Origin of the sequence: Sphingobium nicotianae, from assembly GCF_018603885.1 — a bacterium.
In the GTDB taxonomy this organism is placed as follows: Bacteria; Pseudomonadota; Alphaproteobacteria; order Sphingomonadales; family Sphingomonadaceae; genus Sphingobium; species Sphingobium nicotianae.
This window is the reverse complement of sequence record NZ_JAHGAW010000002.1, coordinates 221,625-239,293: the sequence shown is the minus strand read 5'-3', so window position 1 is coordinate 239,293 and position 17,669 is coordinate 221,625. Positions and strand designations below refer to the sequence as shown.

Here is a 17,669-nt window from a genome sequence, read left to right as displayed (position 1 = left end):
TTTGGCGCAACAGGAGACCTAGCGCATCGGATGTTGTTTCCGTCGCTCTATCATTTGCAGTGCGACGGGCTGCTGCCGGAGCGGTTTCACATCCTCGCCTCAGGCCGGACCGAAATGGACGATGCGGCGTTCCGGGCGACGATCGCCGAGGCACTCAAGACCTATGCGCAGGCGGAGTTGCTGGACGATGGCAAGGTCGCGGCTTTCCTGGAGACAGTGATCTATGCGCCAGTCGCGGCGGGCAATGACGCGCAGTTTGCCGATCTCGCCAAGCGGGCCAGGACCCTGGGTGATGGCCCGATCGCAGTCTATCTCTCGACCCCGCCGTCGCTGTTCGCGCCGACTGCGCAGGGACTGGCCAAGGCGGGACTGGTCGCGCCGACCACCCGCATCGCCATGGAAAAGCCGATCGGCAAGGATCTCGCCTCGTCGAAAGAGGTCAACGACGCGATCGGCGCACTGTTCGCCGAGGAACAGATTTTCCGCGTCGATCATTATCTCGGCAAGGAGACGGTCCAGAACCTGATGGCGCTGCGCTTCGGCAACCGCCTGTTCGAGCCGCTGTGGAATTCGAGCGCGATCGATCATGTCCAGATCACCGTCGCCGAGACGGTCGGGCTGGAGGGGCGCGTCTCCTATTATGACGGCGTGGGCGCGCTCAAGGACATGGTGCAGAACCATATGCTTCAGATCCTCTCGATCATCGCCATGGAGCCGCCCGCGCGGATGGACTCGACCTCGGTGCGCGACGAGAAGGTGAAGGCCCTTCGCTCCCTCCGGCCCATGACGCCAGAGACGGTCCATACGCACAGCGTGCGCGGGCAATATCGGGATGGCGCGGTGAAGGGCAAGCTCATCGCCGGCTATGCCGAGGAACTGGGCAAGCCGAGCGACACCGAGACGTTCGTCGCGCTCAAGGCCCATCTCGACAATTGGCGCTGGACCGGTGTGCCCTTCTATCTGCGCACCGGCAAGGCGATGCCCAATCGCCAGTCGGAGATCCTGATCCAGTTCAAGCCGGTAACGCACAGCATCTTCCGCCGCAACGGCTATGGCAATTCGCTCGAGCCCAATCAGCTGATCATCCGCCTGCAGCCGGACGAGAATATCCGCCTGTGCATCATGGCCAAACAGCCCGGGCTGGATCGCGACGGGGTCAAGCTGCAGGAAGTCGGCCTCGACGTCAGCCTGGCCAATGCGTTCGCCGGCGAACGCCGCCGCGTCGCCTATGAGCGGCTGCTGCTCGACCTGATCGAGGGCGACACCACCCTGTTCGTGCGCCGCGACGAGGTCGAGGCGCAATGGACATGGATCGACAGCATCGCAGCGGGCTGGCAGGAATCCGGGCAGAAAGCCGTGCAATATGCCGCCGGCACCTGGGGGCCATCGGCGGGCATCGCGCTCATCGAGCGGGACGGAGCAAGCTGGTATGACTGAGCTTCATTCGACCGTCGCCAGGGTCACCGATCGCATTGTCGAGCGCAGCGCGCACAGCCGGCTCAAATATCTCGACCTGATCGAGCGCGGCCGCGACGCGGGCACCAATCGCGACAATCTCTCCTGTGGCAATCTGGCGCATGGCTTCGCGGCGAGCGGCGAGGACAAGCCGGTCATCCGCACCGGCACGGCGATGAACATCGGCATTGTCACCTCCTATAATGACATGCTCTCGGCCCATCAGCCCTATGGCCGCTATCCCGAGGCGATCAAGATCGCCGCGCGGGAAGTTGGCGCGACGGCGCAGGTGGCGGGCGGCGTCCCGGCGATGTGCGACGGCGTGACGCAGGGGCTGGCGGGCATGGAGCTGTCGCTCTTCTCGCGCGACACGATCGCGCTCGCGACCGCGGTCGCGCTCAGCCACGCCATGTTCGAGGGCGCGCTGATGCTGGGCATTTGCGATAAGATCGTGCCGGGGCTGCTCATGGGCGCGCTACGCTTCGGCCATTTGCCGACCATCTTCGTGCCGTCCGGCCCCATGCCCTCGGGCCTCGCCAACAAGGAGAAGGTGCGCATCCGCCAGCTCTATGCGCAGGGCAAGGTCGGGCGCGAGGAGCTGCTGGAGAGCGAGAGCGCCAGCTATCATGGCGCGGGCACCTGCACCTTCTATGGCACGGCCAACACCAACCAGATGATGATGGAAGTGATGGGCCTGCACATGCCGGGCGCCGCGTTCATCAATCCGGGCACCAAGCTGCGCTCCGAGCTGACCCGCGCCGCGGTGCATCGGGTCGCGGCCATCGGATGGGCCAAAGACGGTAAACCCAATGAGGATTATCGTCCGCTCGGCCATTGCGTCGATGAGAAGGCGATCGTGAATGCGGCGATCGGCCTGCTCGCCACGGGCGGCTCGACCAATCATGCCATCCACCTGCCCGCCATTGCACGGGCGGCGGGGATCGTGATCGACTGGACCGATCTCGCCGAGCTATCGTCCGTGGTGCCGCTGCTGGCGCGCGTCTATCCCAACGGGCCGGACGATGTGAACCACTTCCAGGCGGCCGGCGGCATGAGCTGGATCATTACCGAACTGCTCGGCACCGGCCTGATGCATCGCGACATCCTGACCGTCGCTCGCGCCGATCTCACCGATTATGGCCGCACCCCTACGCTGATCGACGACGCCTTGATCTGGGACGAGCCGCCGACCCAACCCGCCAACGACAGCATCCTGCGCCCGGTCTCCAATCCGTTCAGCGCTGACGGGGGCATGAAGCTGCTCGCGGGCAATCTGGGCCGCTGCATCATGAAGACCAGCGCGGTCGATCCGGCGCGCTGGACGATCGAGGCGCCAGCCCGCGTGTTCGCCGATCAGGACGAAGTGATGGCCGCGTTCAAGGCGGGCGAGCTGGACCGCGACGTGGTGGCCGTGGTGCGGTTCCAGGGGCCGCGCGCCAATGGCATGCCCGAGCTGCACAAGCTGACACCGCCGCTCGGCGTCCTGCAGGACAAGGGCTATGAGGTCGCGCTGGTGACCGACGGGCGCATGTCTGGCGCCAGCGGCAAGGTGCCGGCCGCGATCCATCTCTCGCCCGAGGCGCTGGGCGGCGGGCCGATCGGCAAGCTGCGCGATGGCGACTTGGTGCGGGTCTGCGCGGTCACCGGCACGCTCGACGCGCTGGTCGATGCCGCCGAGTGGGACGCCCGCGAACAGGCGGTCGCGCCGCCACCGCCGTTCGACACGGGCCGCGAGCTGTTCGCGCTGTTTCGCCATCATAGCGATCTCGCCGAAGCCGGCGCCTCGCCCATCCTCGCCGCCATGGACACCGAGGCGTGACCGAACTGATCGCCGCCGACATCGGCGGGACCAATGCCCGCTTCTGCCGCGCGACGCTGGACGCCGCCGGTGTCCCGACACTGGGTACGGTGCGCAAATATCTGGTCGCCGATCATGCCGGCCTCGCCGATTGCTGGCGCGTCTTCGCACGTGATGAGGCCGGCGCCTTGCCGGACAAGGCTGTGCTCGCAGTTGCCGGGCCGGTGCGCGATGAGGTCATCAAGTTCACCAATTCGCACTGGGTGCTCCGCCCGGCCCATCTCGCGGCAGAGCTTGGCGTCGCGCAGCTCGGGCTGGTGAATGATTTCGAGGCGGTCGCCCATGCCGTCGCGCGCCTGCCCAAGGATAATCTCAGCCTGTTGTTCGGGCCGGACGATCCCTTCCCGCGGGATGGCGCCGTCACCGTCGTCGGCATCGGCACGGGCCTTGGCGTCGGGCTGGTCGCCTTCGACAATGGCATGCCCCACATCGTCGCGACCGAGGGCGGCCATACCGACTTCGCCCCGCTCGACCGGCTGGAGGGCCAGATCCTCGATCATCTGCGCGGCGAGTTTCGCCGCGTCTCGACCGAGCGGATCGTCTGCGGCCCCGGCCTCAACAATCTCTACAAGGCGCTGGCGGCAATCACCCATGAGAAGATCGAGCTTCTCTCCGATGCTGATCTGTGGACTGTGGCCATCGACGGCAGCAACAGCCTTGCCCGCACCGCGCTGGATCGGCTCTGCCTCACCTATGGATCGGTCACCGGCGACATCGCGCTGGTGCATGGGCCGCGCCATGTCGTGCTAGTCGGCGGGCTGACGCAGCGGTTGCAGGATTATCTCGTGAACGAAAGCGGTTTTCACAGCCGCTTCACCGCCAAGGGTCGCTATGAGGCGCTGATGCGGACCATCCCCATCCGGCTCGCCAACCATCCGGAAATTGGCCTTTACGGTGCCGCCGCAGCTTATCGGGAGACTATGAATGACCGTCGATGATGTGATGGCGCTTGCGCCGGTGGTACCGGTGCTGATCGTCGAGAATGTCGCCGATGCGGTGCCACTTGCCCAGGCGCTGGTGGCCGGCGGCCTGCCCGCGCTCGAAGTCACGATGCGCACGCCCGCGGCGCTGGAGGTGATGCGCGAGATGGCGCAGGTGCCCGGCGCAGTTGTCGGCGCCGGGACGGTACTCAATCCCGCGCAGCTCGATCAGGCGCTGGAAGCCGGTGCAAAATTCATCGTGTCGCCCGGCCTCACCGAGCCGCTCGGCAAGGCCGTGATCGCGAGCGGCGCAGCCTTCCTCCCCGGCATCGCGACGGCAGGCGACATTATGCGCGGGCTCGACATGGGGTTCGATCGCTTCAAATTCTTCCCCGCCTCGACCAGCGGCGGACTGCCCGCGCTCAAGGGGTTCGCCGCCGTGTTCGGGATGGCGCGCTTCTGCCCGACCGGCGGCATCACCGCCGAGAACGCCCCGGAATGGCTCGCGCAGCCCTTCATCGGCTGCGTCGGCGGCAGTTGGGTGGTGCCCAAGGGCCCGCTCGATCCGGACCAGGTGGAAGCGTTGGCGCGCGAAGCGGCGAAATTGACTTCTATCAGCCGCCGCACCTGAAGCGAATTAGCCAGTATCTTCGGCGATAAATCGGATCCGTAGGGTTCGACTTCTATCATACCCATGATCTCTCATATCGACGAGAAAGCGCTTGATACTGGCATTATTCCTCCAACGATCAATCAAAATGGCCGCAGACTGTACGACATCGTTTCGCATTGACGCATGAATGAAAGCGGGCAATCTCGATACAAACTCGGAAGGCTGACCTATGCGGAAAGTATCGTACTTGGCCTTACATGAACGAGCGGCTGCTTTCAGGTACTATCACTCAGCCATTGAACGTCAGATTTCGGGGCGACAACTGTCGCGCCTTCTGCAGGTAACCAATTCCGACTAGGTTGCGACGTTAGAGCCGCCAAAAGCGAACGTCGCAATCTGACAAAAGCGGCCATTTGGGTCATATCAGGCCCCCCACCGGAAGGTGCTGGTCGGGCGCGGGACTTTAATCTTTCGCCAAAGCGATCAGCCTTCCTGCGCTCACCATGGCGCGCTCAAGCAACGCTCGCGCATCGTGGATCACATCCTGGCCCCATGCCGCTCCTATGGCGGCCAGTTGCTCGCTGCCGCTGTTCACCAACCGCGCGGCTGACCAAGTCTGCAGCACAATCGTCGTGAAACGGAGAAAAATTGTGGCTGCCGCCTCAAGCTCGCACTGCGTCCGGCTCGACTCCCTGACCCAGCGGGACGCCTCGCGCATGAGCTGTAGCGCCTCCTCGGCCCAGGGCGGGGCCGGCGCCTGGCCCGAAGATAGCTCGCTCTCGAAAAGCGCGCAGAAGTGCTTGAGTCCCTCATCGTCGGCGAGCATCCGGCGCAGGGTGAGATCCTGCCCCTGCATCCCAGTCGTACCTTCGAACACCGCCAGCACGCGGCAATCGCGCAGCCAACGTTCGACCGGCCATTCCTGTGTGTAGCCGGCGCCGCCAAGCACGAGCAATGCAAGAGATCCGACGTTCCAGGCGAGTTCTGCGCCGCCGTTCTTCACCACCGGGAGCAAGAACCTCACCAGTGCCGCAGCGCGAGCGCGCGCTTCCTCGCTATCTTCCTTCTCGGCTAGCTCCGCGAAAGAGGCAGCCGCCGTTACCACACCTCGAAACGTCTCGACGTTCGTGGCCATGTTGAGCAACATCAACCGGACATCGGCGTGCTGATTGATCGGAACGGGTGGCTTGTCGGCGGGACCACCCTGCTTACGCTCCGCGGCGTAGCCGACGGCGGTCTCCAGCATGGCCGATGCCAGGCCGAGACCCTGAGCGCCAACCTGCAAACGCATACCCGTGATCATTGCGAACAAAGTTGGAAGACCTCGACCCTCTTGCCCAATCAATGTGCCGAGAGATTTCTCAAAGCCAATCGAGCATGTCGGAGAGCCGTGCAGACCCATCTTCTCCTCGATGCGGCGGCAGGTGACACCGTTTTCCTCCCTAGGGGCGGATCCGCTGGGGACGAGGAAAAGGCTTAAACCGCGGGTACCGGGCAGCGCTCCTTCGATACGCGCAAGGACGAGATGGCCATTGCGCGTGACCAGCGGATTGTCGCCGTAGGAGATCCAGATTTTCTCGCCCGTGATTTCCCAGGATGCACCGCGAGCGACAGCGCGCGTGCGGATGCGGCCGACGTCCGACCCCGCGTCAGGCTCGGATATGCAGATCGTCGCGCCCCATTCGCCGCTCAACAGCCTCGGAAGCCACTCCTCCTTCGTCGTTTCCGGGGCATGCAGCGCAAGCAGCCGCGAGGCGCCGCGGATCGATCCTGCAAGCATGCCGAATGCCACGCTTCCGCGCTCCATGATCTCGGTCACCCCGGCCGCCAGAGGCTTCGCGAGACCCTGCCCCCCGAAGTCGGGATCCATTTCGAGCCCAAGCCAACCGGCCTCGCGAAACATTAACCATGCGGCGTCGTGTCCCGGTGCCAGCGTCACACGCCCGCCTTCGAACGACGCACCAACCTTGTCGCTGACCGCATCAAACGGCGTCAAAATCTCGCTAGAGAAGCGCACGGCTTGATCAAGGATGGCTTCCACCATTTCGCCGTCCAAGCTGTCGTTCCCAAGCTCGAGAAGGCGCTGCACTTCTGGAGAGATTTTGAGGTGCGATTGGATCGATTCAGGCTGGCGTGGAAATGTCATCATATGAGATCGCCCTGGATGTGGAACTCAGGCTCGACGGGAGCGGCGAAGCCCGGATGTGGGTTGGCTACATCTGAATGCGAACTTGCTTAAATCGGAAGCGGACGAACGCCATCGAGCGACCACCATTCCAACGTGAAGTTCGCCGCAACGGCGCCTTCTCACAAATCAATAAATGAAAAGAAATTTGTACTTTGCGAGTGCGTCCAAGAGGATCCTTGGCGCTACAGCTTCGCCATCAACTCCGGGACGATCTGGAAGAGATCGCCGACCAGGCCGATATCGGCGACCTGGAAGATGGGGGCATCCTCATCCTTGTTGATCGCGACGATGGTCTTGCTGTCCTTCATGCCGGCGAGATGCTGGATCGCGCCCGAGATGCCGACCGCAATATAGACTTCCGGCGCGACGATCTTGCCGGTCTGGCCGACCTGATAGTCATTGGGGACAAAGCCCGCATCGACCGCCGCGCGCGTGGCGCCGGTGGCCGCACCGAGCTTGTCGGCCAGCGGATCGATGATCTTGTGATAATTCTCGCCGCTGCCCACGCCCCGGCCGCCCGAGACGATGATGCGCGCGCTGGTCAGCTCGGGGCGCTCGGAGGCGGCGATCTCGGCGCCGACGAAGCTGGCGAGGCCGGCATCGCCGCTGCCCGAGACGGCCTCGACCGTGCCCGCACCGCCGCTCGTCTCCGCCTTGTCGAAGGCGGTGCCGCGCACGGTGATGACCAGCTTCTTGTCGCTGGTCTTGACCTTGGCGATGGCATTGCCGGCATAGATGGGCCGCGTGAAGCTGTCCGGGCCATCCACGGCGATAATGTCGCTGATCTGCATGACGTCGAGCAGGGCCGCGACGCGCGGCGCGATATTCTTGCCGGTGGTGGTGGCCGGCGCGAGGAAGGCGTCATGATCGGCCATTAGCGCGACGACCAGCGGCGCCACATTCTCGGGCAGCTGATGCGCGAAGGCGGCATCGTCGGCGAGGTGGACCTTGGCGACGCCGGAGATCTTGGCGGCCTCATCTGCCACGGCGGCGCAGCCTTGGCCCACGACGAGCAGATGGACCTCACCGAGCGCGGCGGCTGCGGTCACTGTGTGGAGGGTCGCGTCCTTGACGCTTGCATTGTCATGCTCGACCAGAACCAGCGTCTTCATGCGGCCACTCCCAGTGCCTTGAGTTTCGCGACCAGCTCATCGACCGATGCGACCTTGATGCCCGCCTGCCGCTTGGGCGGCTCGGAGACGTTGAGCGTCTCGATGCGCGGCGTCATGTCGACGCCATAGTCGGCCGGCGTCTTGTTCGCGAGCGGCTTGGACTTGGCCTTCATGATGTTGGGCAGCGAGGCGTAGCGCGGCTCGTTGAGGCGCAGGTCGGTCGTGACGATCGCGGGGAGCTTCAGCGCCACCGTCTCGAGGCCGCCATCGACTTCGCGCGTCACGTTCACGGTCTCGCCCGCCACCTCGACCTTGCTGGCAAAGGTGCCCTGCGCCCAGCCCAGCAGCGCCGCGAGCATCTGGCCCGTCTGGTTGCTGTCATCGTCGATCGCCTGCTTGCCCAGCACGATCAGGCCCGGCTGTTCCTCGTCGGCAATGGCCTTGAGCAGCTTGGCGACCGCGAGCGGTTCGGCGACGCCGTCATGCGTCACGAGAATGGCGCGGTCAGCACCCATGGCCAGCGCGGTGCGCAGCGTCTCCTGCGCCTTGGGCTCGCCGATGGAGACGGCGATGACCTCAGTCGCGACGCCCTTTTCCTTGAGGCGGATCGCTTCCTCGACGGCAATCTCGTCGAAAGGGTTCATGCTCTGCTTGACGTTGGCGAGATCGATCCCGCTGCCATCCGCCTTCACGCGCGGCTTGAGATTATAGTCGAGCACCCGCTTGATGGGCACGAGGATTTTCATCTGCGCTCTCCAACAATCGCAGCGCCGCCGACGGCGACCATCTGCATCCAGCGATGGCCCTTCAGATCGAAAGGCCGATCGGGTCCGAGACCATGTTGACCGGCCAACTACAAGGCATCGCAAGTGCTGACTTGGCGAGACGCGAAGTCATTTTACTCCGGATCGGAAGTTACCACCTCGTTCTTCGCGTGGAGGCAACTTCGTTTCGCATCCGGACCATTCTGAAATTCGCAAATCCGGAAGAACGAGGCTGCGAGCTCTGGCACACCTGCCGGACCTAAAAAGATTAGTAAGGGAGGTTGCATGACCGGGGTTCTCAAATTTTTTGGTGGTTCCACAACCACCGCGACGTCGTGGTTGGCGTTGGGCGTTGCGCTGTCGGTTGCTGGTCCTGCGTCCGCGCAGGAGCAGCCTCAGCAGAAGCATTCTCAAGAAGCCAGTTCGGACACTGAAGAGATTGTCGTCACCGCAAACAAGCGCGAGGAGAATTTGCAAGACACGGCAACTTCGATCACCGCTGTGAGCAGCCTTGCCATTCAGAGTCGGGGCATCACCGATCCCGGTCAGCTCGCAGGCATCGCTCCCGGTGTCAGTATCCAGCCCAGCTTCATCCTGCTAACGTACATCCGTGGTCTCGGAAACTACTCGTCTCAACCCGGCGTGGATCAGACTACGGCCTACAACGTTGACGGCATCTACGTCTCGAAGCCCTATGGCATGCCGACGATCCTGTTCGATCAAGCCCGCTTGGAGCTGGCTCGTGGTCCGCAAGGCACTCTGCAAGGTCGCAATGCTACCGCCGGCTCGTTAAACTTCGTCTCGAATCGACCGACGCACGACTTCGAGGCGCGGGTTGCCGGATCGTATGGCAACTATGATGAGGTGACCCTCGAAGGGATGGTCAATCTTCCAATTGGCGACAACGTAGCCCTCCGTCTGTCGGCCGCGTCTGCGGAACACGGACCCTATTTCCGCAACGGTTATGGCGACAAGAATGTATCCGGTGCGCGCGCGCGATTGCTGATCACGCCAACCGAACGGCTCGAAATCCTCGTCACCGGCGAGTATACTCGCCGCAAGGAACTCGGATCGACCTATTCCCCTTGTCCCCCCGGCAGCACCGCGGCTCAAGGTTGTGCTGGAGTGACATGGGACCCGTGGGCTGGAACGCCGGGACAGGGAACCAGCGACATCCTGAACCAGGCCGAGCCCAACACGCTCGAGTCGAAGAGCCAAGCCGTGTACGCTGAGGTCAACTACGACCTCGATTTCGCAACGCTGACCTGGGTCCCGAACTATCGTAAGTTCTACTACAAGAACAACCAGACGCTCTCCGAAGCCTTCGGCTACGCGCCGGCGGTCCACAACGAGACCCACTCTCAGGAACTCCGTCTTGCATCGAATCCTGGCTCGCCGTTCACTTGGGTGTTCGGCGCCTATTGGGCCGAGGAGCGGGCTGACGAGCAGAACTACTTCCTAACGGCCCGCGGGCCCTCGATCACCGTCAATCGTCCAGGCTATCCGAGCATCGGCCACGTCTATTTCAAGAATGACATCTACGATTACTATTATCGCTCGCAGTCGCTGTTCGGCCAGGTCACTGTTCCCCTCGGACAGAGCTTCCGCGTGGTGGGCGGCCTTCGCTACACGGAGGACACGAAGCGGCAATCGGGCAATACGGGCATCGTGACAGCCGCCCCGATCACTGGTGCGCCGGTTTTGAACTCGGTCGACGTCAAAGGCAGCCTCAGCACTAGCAACTGGAACTACAAGATTGGCGCTGAATTCGACGTCAATCCCGACGTCATGATCTACGCGAATTACAGCACTGGATACAAGGCGGGTGGTGTAAACGGATTACCACCTGGAACGAACCTGTCGCCGACCTTCGCTCCTGAAGAAATCAAGGCTGTGCAGGGCGGTATTAAGAGCCGCTTCATGGACGGCAAGGTTCAGATCAACGCCGAGGCGTTCCACTATGATTATACCGGATATCAAACGAGCGCCCTTCCTGTGGTCAATGGGATCCTCCTTGGGCTGACCACGAACTCCCAATCAGCTCGCCTCTATGGCGGCGAAGTTGAAGCGACGCTACGTCTCACGAGCGATGATCGTTTCGATCTCGCAATGACCGTGCTCAGCGCCAAGCACAAAGTGTTCGATGTCCCGGCTGCAGGCCTGCTTTTAAGCGGTAAGGATCTCCAGAACGCTCCGCACTTCACCCTCTACGGCAACTATTACCACACCTTCAGATTCAAAAGCGGGGCCGACGTGGTGGCACACGCCGAATTGCAGCATGAGGGAAGGCAGTATGTCGATTTTCGTCAGTCCCCGGGGTCGCTGACTGGCCCCACATGGCGGCTAGGTGCAGACATCACCTACACCGCACCCGATCGGAATTGGTCCGTCGGCGCCTTCATCCGAAACATCACGAACGACGACACCCTTCTGGTGTCGAATTCCGGCCTGGGCCCCTACAATCTTGCGACCCCCTATCCTCCTCGCACCTACGGTGTTCGCGCCAGCGCGAATTTTTAGACCCTCTCCGTGGCGCGAGCTGGGCCAAGTCTCCAATCGGAGACTTGGCCCCTTTTGTTTCTGACGAAAGCTGGAGGCCGCATGCCCGGAGAGGCCGAACCTACGAACACCCCGTCTCGCAATGAGCGGGACGGGGGTATTTCCGTTTTGGAGCTTGGTGGGCGTAGGCCTACAGGGCGACGAGTTCGGATCGTGCTCGGGACGATATGGACGTCATCGACCAACTTTCTTGAACGGCGGCGCTTCCTCGTTATGCCGCTTGGCCGCAGTCCACGAAATAACGCGACAAATCACTGGGCAGCATTGCGGCGGACTCTGTCCGCCAGGTCCTGGGTGTCATACCGAACGAGCGCCGGAACTCGGTCGAAAAGTGGGAAGAGCTGTTGAAGCCGTTGCTGAAGGCAATGTCGGTGACGCTGCGATGGCTGCATCTCGGATCGCGCAGCTGGCGTGCCGAGCCCTCCAGCCTGCACTGCCGCAGATACTCCGATGGAGTTGTGCCTTGCCCTTCGAACGCCAGCTGGACGTAGCGCGGCGTCAGCTGGAGGCGATGCGCGATCTCGGCGATCGTAAGATCGGGTTGCGTGTAATAGCGTTCGATGAACGCCTTCACCTGCCCGCGGCGGATATCGAGACTGGTGCTCGCCGGCGAAATCGGAAGCTCGGGCTTCTGCACCGCGACGACTGAAAGCATCTCAAGGAACGAGCGGACGATCTGTGGCCCGACCTCCGCGAACTTTCCGGCCGCTGAGATTGCAATGCACGTGTCCAAGGTGCTGTGCAGGAGCTCTCGCAGGCCGAACGGATAGGAGAGACGCTGTGCGATCAAACCTTGATGATCCGGCACGAATTCCTTGAAAAGCTCCGCATCGATAACGAGGCTCGTCGTAGTGTAAGCCTTCGGATTGACAATCTCGCACGGCATGTCGGAACTGAGAATGAGCAATTCCTGCGGCGGCAAGTGCAGAGCCGCTGTGTCGGTTAGCTTGACCGACTGTGACTGGTTGGTGACGTAGGCGTAGAATTTGAGGTTCTCGGACGACACGTCCGCGCGATTGCGCAGCGTCAAGGCCGACATGCGCGCATGGGACAGGCGCATGCCCAAGGCGTGGGAAGCCTGAATATCCGCCTGCGGTTCATTTCCGTCAATCGAGCCCGCGTGCCAGTGGGAAAAGAACGTCTCCGAGATCATCTCACTGATGACGCCGATCCGCTGTTTGGGATCGGGGACTGTCGATGACGTGACCTGCATCGTCTCCATGGGACCTCTCCTTGCATCGCTAGCGCGCCGAGTTCGGCGTCGCCAGGTATTTCAAAGGAGAGAAAGGAGCGGGCTTCGACTGATCGCGGGATCGAGCCTCGCTCACGTTATGGTGCCAGGACGGCCTGTCTATGAGCATCATTCCTGACGCGTCCGCATTGCGGCCTGCGGTCAGGATCGCTCACGAATGCAAAGTCCGGACCCTTCTTCCTCTCCATGTCCCGACCAACACTCGATTTGCCCGTGCGCGGTCGCGTTTTCCTCGGATTTATTGATCGATCAGCCTTGAGTCCTGCATTTTTCGGAACCGCAGACTTGCATAAAACAGAACTCCCACCCGTTTCGATCACGCCTCATTCGCCACCCTGCAACCGGTTTCTTCGCCTTTGGGCAAGATGCGACCCGCACTCAGCCCGTAGAAATCATTGTAAGAAACATAGCGAGAGGAACGGACAAAATGGGCGCTTCCGACGAACTAGCTGACCTCATTCGGGAGGTGCGCTACCTGAAGGACAGGCTGGAGATCTCCGATGTGATCGCTGCCTACTGCCGCGGCCTTGATCGCCTCGACGCGGATGTGCTCCGCCAGACCTACCATGTTGATGCGATCGATCGGCACGGACCGTTTATGGGTGATCGCGAGACCTTCGTTCCCTGGGCGATTGAGCTCGAAGCGGGTTTCCCCGCGACGCACCACAGCGTGACGACCCATCTCTGCGAGATCAACGGCGACATAGCCAATGCGGAAAGCTACTGCGTGTTCTTCGTTGTCATGCCCGGTGGAACGAAGCTGGGCGCCGGCGCCGCGAGATATATTGACGAGCTCGAGCGCCGGGACGGCACGTGGGCGCTCAGCAAGCGGGTCGAGGTAATGGACTGCTCCTACGAACTCGACCAGTCGAGCTGGCTCGGGCCGGCATGGGAAGAACTTCCCCCGGGCCGTGACAAAGCCGACCTGTCCTACCTCCGCCCCTTAGAAATCCCGGAACCGATCCTTCGGGACTGACGGGCGAACTCCCCGTAGACCAAGAAACCACAATTAACGCCAGCAACTCCAGCGCATGCGCCTTCCCCGGCCGCATGCAAGGAGGGAGCGCTGTGCGCCGGAGAGGTGCCATGGAAACCAAGACTTGCGACCTGCTGATCATCGGATCGGGTGCAGGCGCTCAATGCGCCGCCCTCACCGCCCTGAGCCAAGGGCTGAAGGTCCTAATGGTGGAGAAGGAGGAGAAATTCGGAGGCGCGTCCGCAAGAGCGGGCGGTGGCCTCTGGATTCCGAACACCCCCCATGCTGCGAAGGCTGGCGTCCCAGACAGCCGCGAGAAGGCAATCACCTATTTCCGTCACGAGACCGGTAACCGCTATAACGAGAGCAAGGTCGGCGCTTTCCTGGACAACGGGCCGGCGATGCTCGAATTCGTGGAGAGCGCGAGCTCGCTGCGGTTCCATGTGCTGGCCGAATTTCCGGATTATCACTGCGAAAGCCCCGGTGGCGGCCACGGCCGCTCGCTCTTCCCCTACGCATGGGATGCGGCCGAGCTCGGCAAGGAAATCCACCGCCTCCGCCCGGTCCTCATGGCCGCCAGCTTTATGAGTATGCAGATCGGCGTCTCGGAAGTCCCGACCTACCTCACCGCGTCCCGCAAGCTTAGTTCGTTCGCCCATGTGGCGAAGTGCATGGCACGCCGCGTGGTCGATCAGGTCCGCGCTGGCCGAACCATGCGGCTGACCTCCGGAAACGCAGTGGTGGGTGGCCTCGCCGCCGCGGCCTTCCGCCGAGGCCTGGAGCTTTGGACGTCCGCGCCGGCACGGTCCCTTATCCGGGAGGGTGACCGGGTGACTGGCGCGATCGTCGAGAGATTTGGCGAGAAGGTCCGCGTCGAAGCCCGGCGCGCGGTGATCGTCTCGACCGGTGGCTTCCCGCACGATTCCGTCCGGCGGGCTCAGCTGTTCCCTCAGGGCGCGTCCGCTCCCGAAGTGTGGGCCATGCTACCCTATGGCAACGCCGGCGAAGGCATTCGGATGATTGAGGCGGTCGGCGGCAAATTCAACAGTGACATGACTATGCCGATCGCGCTCACCCCGATCACGACGCTGCGGACCGGTGAAGGCCGTCTTGAGACGATCCCCGTCTTCTTCAATCGCGGTGCCCCGGGCGTCATTTCGGTGACACGCCAGGGGAAGCGGTTCGTGAACGAAGCCAGATCCTATCATGACTGGGGCGTCGCGCTCCTCAAGGAATATGGTGACGATCAGGAGGCGGAGGCCTGGATCGTGTGCGACCATCGCGCTCTGCGCAAATACGGGCTCGGCATCATCAAGCCGGCGCCATTCCCGATCAAATCCTTCCTCAAGAGCGGGTACCTCAAGACGGGACGCACGCCGAGAGAGCTAGCGATCAGCGCCGGCATCGATCCGGATGGACTGGAGCGGACCTTCGCCGAGTTCAACCGCAATGCGGATCGTGACGAGGATCCTGCATTCCATCGTGGTTCGACGGATTACGAGAGAGCCGGAGGAGACGCCGAATATGGCGGCAACCCGTGCATCGGCCCGCTGTCGCAGGCGCCCTACTACGCAATCCGGGTGTTTGCAGGTTGCGTCGCAACCTTCGCCGGCATCGAAGGCGACCAGAATGCACAAGTGATTGGAACCGACGGTGCTCCGATCGCCGGCCTGTACGCCATCGGAAATGACATGGCGAGCATCACCGGTGGCGACTACATCTCCGGCGGATGTACGCTCGGACCGGCGATGACGTTCGGTTACATCGCTGCGAACCATATTGCTGGTCTCGCTGCGAGCGAGATCGCAGCACCGAAGCTGGTGAACTCCCGTGCGTAGGGCCGCGCAGGTCTCGCTCTACGCGGCGAGCATCGCGATGGTTGTCTCAACGTCGTTCGCTGGCGCCCAGACGGTCTGGCCTGGTGCTTCGGTCGTCGATCAGAAGCTGGTCGCGAACGAGGGCGATGGCACGGATTGGCCGAGCTATGGGCGGACCTACAGCGAGAACCATTTCAGTCCGCTGACGCAGGTTAACGAGCAAACGGTCGGTCGTCTCAAGCTCGCCTGGAGCCAGGAACTCTCTCCGATGCAGAGATCGGACACGCAGCCGCTCGAAGCCGGAGGCGTGATCTATGCGACCGCAGGCTTGAGCATCGTGCACGCATTCGAAGCGACGACCGGCAAGCTTCTATGGACGCATGATCCGAACGTCGCCGAAGTCGCCGGCACCAAACTCCGTCCTTCATGGGGCGTGCGTGGACTCGCGCTCTGGAAGGGTACGGTCATCGTCGGAACGCAGGATGGTCGCCTCATCGCGCTCAACGCGAAAACCGGCGAACAAATCTGGTCCACTCAAACCCTTGATCGCGACAATGAGGCGACCATCACCGGCGCTCCCAGGGTGTTCGGTGACCGGGTCGTCATTGGGTACGCCGGCGCGGAGCGCGCCAACATCCGCGGCGCGGTCGCCGCATTCGATGCCGCCACCGGTAAATTCCTCTGGCGCTTTTACACCGTTCCCGGCGACCCGGCGAAGGGCTTCGAAGATCCAGCCATGGAGATGGCAGCAAAGACTTGGTCGGGAGAGTGGTGGAAGCATGGCGGCGGGGGGACCGTCTGGAACGGGATGACATACGACCCCGAACTTGACCGCCTTTACATCGGCACCGGAAACGGCGGCCCGTGGAACTGGAAGATTCGCAATCCCAAGGGTGGCGATGCACTGTTCCTGGCATCAATCGTAGCATTGGACGCCAAGACGGGGGCCTATGTCTGGCATCACCAGCAAAACCCGAACGAGGCCTGGGATTATAACTCCACGATGGACATCGCGATGGCGACCATCGATATCGACGGCCGCCCCCGCAAGGTCCTGATGCAGGCACCGAAGAGCGGCTTCTACTTTGTCCTCGATCGCGAGACAGGCAAGCTGATCTCAGCGGAGAAGATCGGGAAAGTCACTTGGGCCACCGGCTATGATCTGAACACTGGTCGGCCGATCGAGGCTCCCGACATCCGCTACCAGAACAAGCCGCTGCTGATCTGGCCTGGGACGTTCGGTGTGCACAACTGGCAGCCGATGTCCTACAGTCCGGTGGCGAAACTCGCCTTCATCCCGTCGATCCATCAGGCCGATGCCTATGCCGCAGAAGGGATCGATCCGACGACCTGGAAAGCCGATCCGAACAACTGGAACACTGGCCTGGGCTGGTCCGTCGTTGGTTCGAGCTCCGTGCATGTTCCGGAGGAGGAGTTTCACTCCTACCTACAGGCATGGGATCCGGGCCTTCAGAAGCGTGCGTGGCGCGTTGAGACGCCCGGCATCGTCAACGGCGGCACCATGGCGACCGCTGGCGGTCTCGTCTTTCAGGGCCATATCGACGGCACCTTCAACGCCTTCGCCGCAGCCACGGGGAAAAAGCTGTGGAGTTTCCCGGCAGGCGTGTCGGTGCTCGGGGCTCCGATCAGTTTCTCCGTCGGAGGCAAGCAGTACATCACGGTCATGGCCGGACCGCCGAGCGGCTCACCGGCGGCAATACTTCCTCAACAGTCGCAGTTTGGATGGCGTTATCGCGACCATCCGCGGCGGCTTCTGACCTTCGTGCTGGATGGGACCGGCAAGCTGCCCGCGACCGCGGCTCCCGGCCCGGAGAAGCCGCTTGTCTCGGACGAGCTGATCCCCGATCCCAAGCTGGCCAAAACCGGTGCGACCTCGTTCAACAAGAACTGCATGACGTGTCACGGCGTCGGGGCGGTCGCTTCCGGAGCCGCACCGGATTTGCGGGCCTCTCCTCTGGTTTTGAGCCGTGAGAGCTTCGCTATGATCGTTCGGACCGGCGCGCTCAAGTCGGCCGGCATGCCGGACTTTCCGGAAATCGGCGACGCGGAACTGGACGCGCTGCGCCACTACGTTCGTCAGCAGGCTCGCGGCCCATCGCGAATTGGCCCTAAGCCTTCGGGCATGTGATTGATC

Annotated in this window: 12 protein-coding genes; 8 read left to right on the top strand and 4 right to left on the bottom strand. The window is 62.7% G+C overall.

Features of this window, described 5'->3' with window-relative positions:
* Positions 1 to 30 precede the first annotated feature (30 nt).
* The 4 genes from zwf to eda are packed head-to-tail and all read left to right on the top strand — an operon-like array spanning position 31 to position 4,864.
* Positions 31 to 1,437 carry a glucose-6-phosphate dehydrogenase gene (gene zwf, locus KK488_RS03940; protein ID WP_250890047.1) on the top strand — a complete coding sequence of 469 codons (1,407 nt, stop codon included), beginning with the start codon at positions 31 to 33 and terminating at the stop codon, positions 1,435 to 1,437.
* Positions 1,430 to 3,274 carry a phosphogluconate dehydratase gene (edd, locus tag KK488_RS03935; protein WP_214621828.1) on the top strand — a complete coding sequence of 615 codons (1,845 nt, stop codon included), beginning with the start codon at positions 1,430 to 1,432 and terminating at the stop codon, positions 3,272 to 3,274. The genes zwf and edd overlap by 8 nt, the downstream gene beginning before the upstream one ends.
* Complete coding sequence (locus KK488_RS03930) at positions 3,271 to 4,251, top strand: glucokinase (RefSeq protein ID WP_214621827.1); 981 nt, start codon at positions 3,271 to 3,273, stop codon at positions 4,249 to 4,251. The genes edd and KK488_RS03930 overlap by 4 nt, the downstream gene beginning before the upstream one ends.
* On the top strand, positions 4,238 to 4,864 hold the full coding sequence (eda, locus tag KK488_RS03925) for a bifunctional 4-hydroxy-2-oxoglutarate aldolase/2-dehydro-3-deoxy-phosphogluconate aldolase (protein WP_214621826.1): 627 nt from the start codon (positions 4,238 to 4,240) through the stop codon (positions 4,862 to 4,864). Before KK488_RS03930 ends, eda begins: the two co-directional genes overlap by 14 nt.
* A 445-nt stretch (positions 4,865 to 5,309) precedes the next feature.
* Here the strand turns inward: eda and KK488_RS03920 are convergent, their stop codons facing one another.
* The 3 genes from KK488_RS03920 to KK488_RS03910 form a co-directional block, all read right to left on the bottom strand.
* Positions 5,310 to 6,995 (bottom strand): acyl-CoA dehydrogenase family protein, encoded by a 1,686-nt coding sequence (locus KK488_RS03920; protein WP_214621825.1) that lies wholly within the window; start codon positions 6,993 to 6,995, stop codon positions 5,310 to 5,312.
* Positions 6,996 to 7,216: 221 nt separating this feature from the next.
* Positions 7,217 to 8,146 (bottom strand): electron transfer flavoprotein subunit alpha/FixB family protein, encoded by a 930-nt coding sequence (locus KK488_RS03915; protein ID WP_214621824.1) that lies wholly within the window; start codon positions 8,144 to 8,146, stop codon positions 7,217 to 7,219.
* Positions 8,143 to 8,892 carry an electron transfer flavoprotein subunit beta/FixA family protein gene (locus tag KK488_RS03910; protein WP_214621823.1) on the bottom strand — a complete coding sequence of 250 codons (750 nt, stop codon included), beginning with the start codon at positions 8,890 to 8,892 and terminating at the stop codon, positions 8,143 to 8,145. The genes KK488_RS03915 and KK488_RS03910 overlap by 4 nt, the downstream gene beginning before the upstream one ends.
* A gap of 303 nt (positions 8,893 to 9,195) precedes the next feature.
* Here KK488_RS03910 and KK488_RS03905 point away from each other — a divergent pair, with 303 nt between their 5' ends.
* Positions 9,196 to 11,430 carry a TonB-dependent receptor gene (locus tag KK488_RS03905; RefSeq protein WP_214621822.1) on the top strand — a complete coding sequence of 745 codons (2,235 nt, stop codon included), beginning with the start codon at positions 9,196 to 9,198 and terminating at the stop codon, positions 11,428 to 11,430.
* A gap of 250 nt (positions 11,431 to 11,680) precedes the next feature.
* Here KK488_RS03905 and KK488_RS03900 read toward each other — a convergent pair whose 3' ends face one another.
* Positions 11,681 to 12,691: an AraC family transcriptional regulator gene (locus KK488_RS03900; protein ID WP_214621821.1), complete on the bottom strand. Its 1,011-nt coding sequence runs from the start codon at positions 12,689 to 12,691 to the stop codon at positions 11,681 to 11,683.
* A 457-nt stretch (positions 12,692 to 13,148) separates the two neighbouring features.
* Here KK488_RS03900 and KK488_RS03895 point away from each other — a divergent pair, with 457 nt between their 5' ends.
* The 3 genes from KK488_RS03895 to KK488_RS03885 all read left to right on the top strand — a co-directional run bounded on the left by KK488_RS03895 (position 13,149) and on the right by KK488_RS03885 (position 17,663).
* Complete coding sequence (locus KK488_RS03895; RefSeq protein WP_214621820.1) at positions 13,149 to 13,697, top strand: nuclear transport factor 2 family protein; 549 nt, start codon at positions 13,149 to 13,151, stop codon at positions 13,695 to 13,697.
* 110 nt (positions 13,698 to 13,807) lie between these two features.
* Positions 13,808 to 15,535 (top strand): FAD-dependent oxidoreductase, encoded by a 1,728-nt coding sequence (locus tag KK488_RS03890; RefSeq protein WP_214621819.1) that lies wholly within the window; start codon positions 13,808 to 13,810, stop codon positions 15,533 to 15,535.
* A complete protein-coding gene (locus KK488_RS03885) occupies positions 15,528 to 17,663 on the top strand; it encodes a PQQ-dependent dehydrogenase, methanol/ethanol family (RefSeq protein ID WP_214621818.1) in 2,136 nt (711 codons plus the stop codon). The genes KK488_RS03890 and KK488_RS03885 overlap by 8 nt, the downstream gene beginning before the upstream one ends.
* The last annotated feature ends 6 nt before the right edge of the window (positions 17,664 to 17,669 follow it).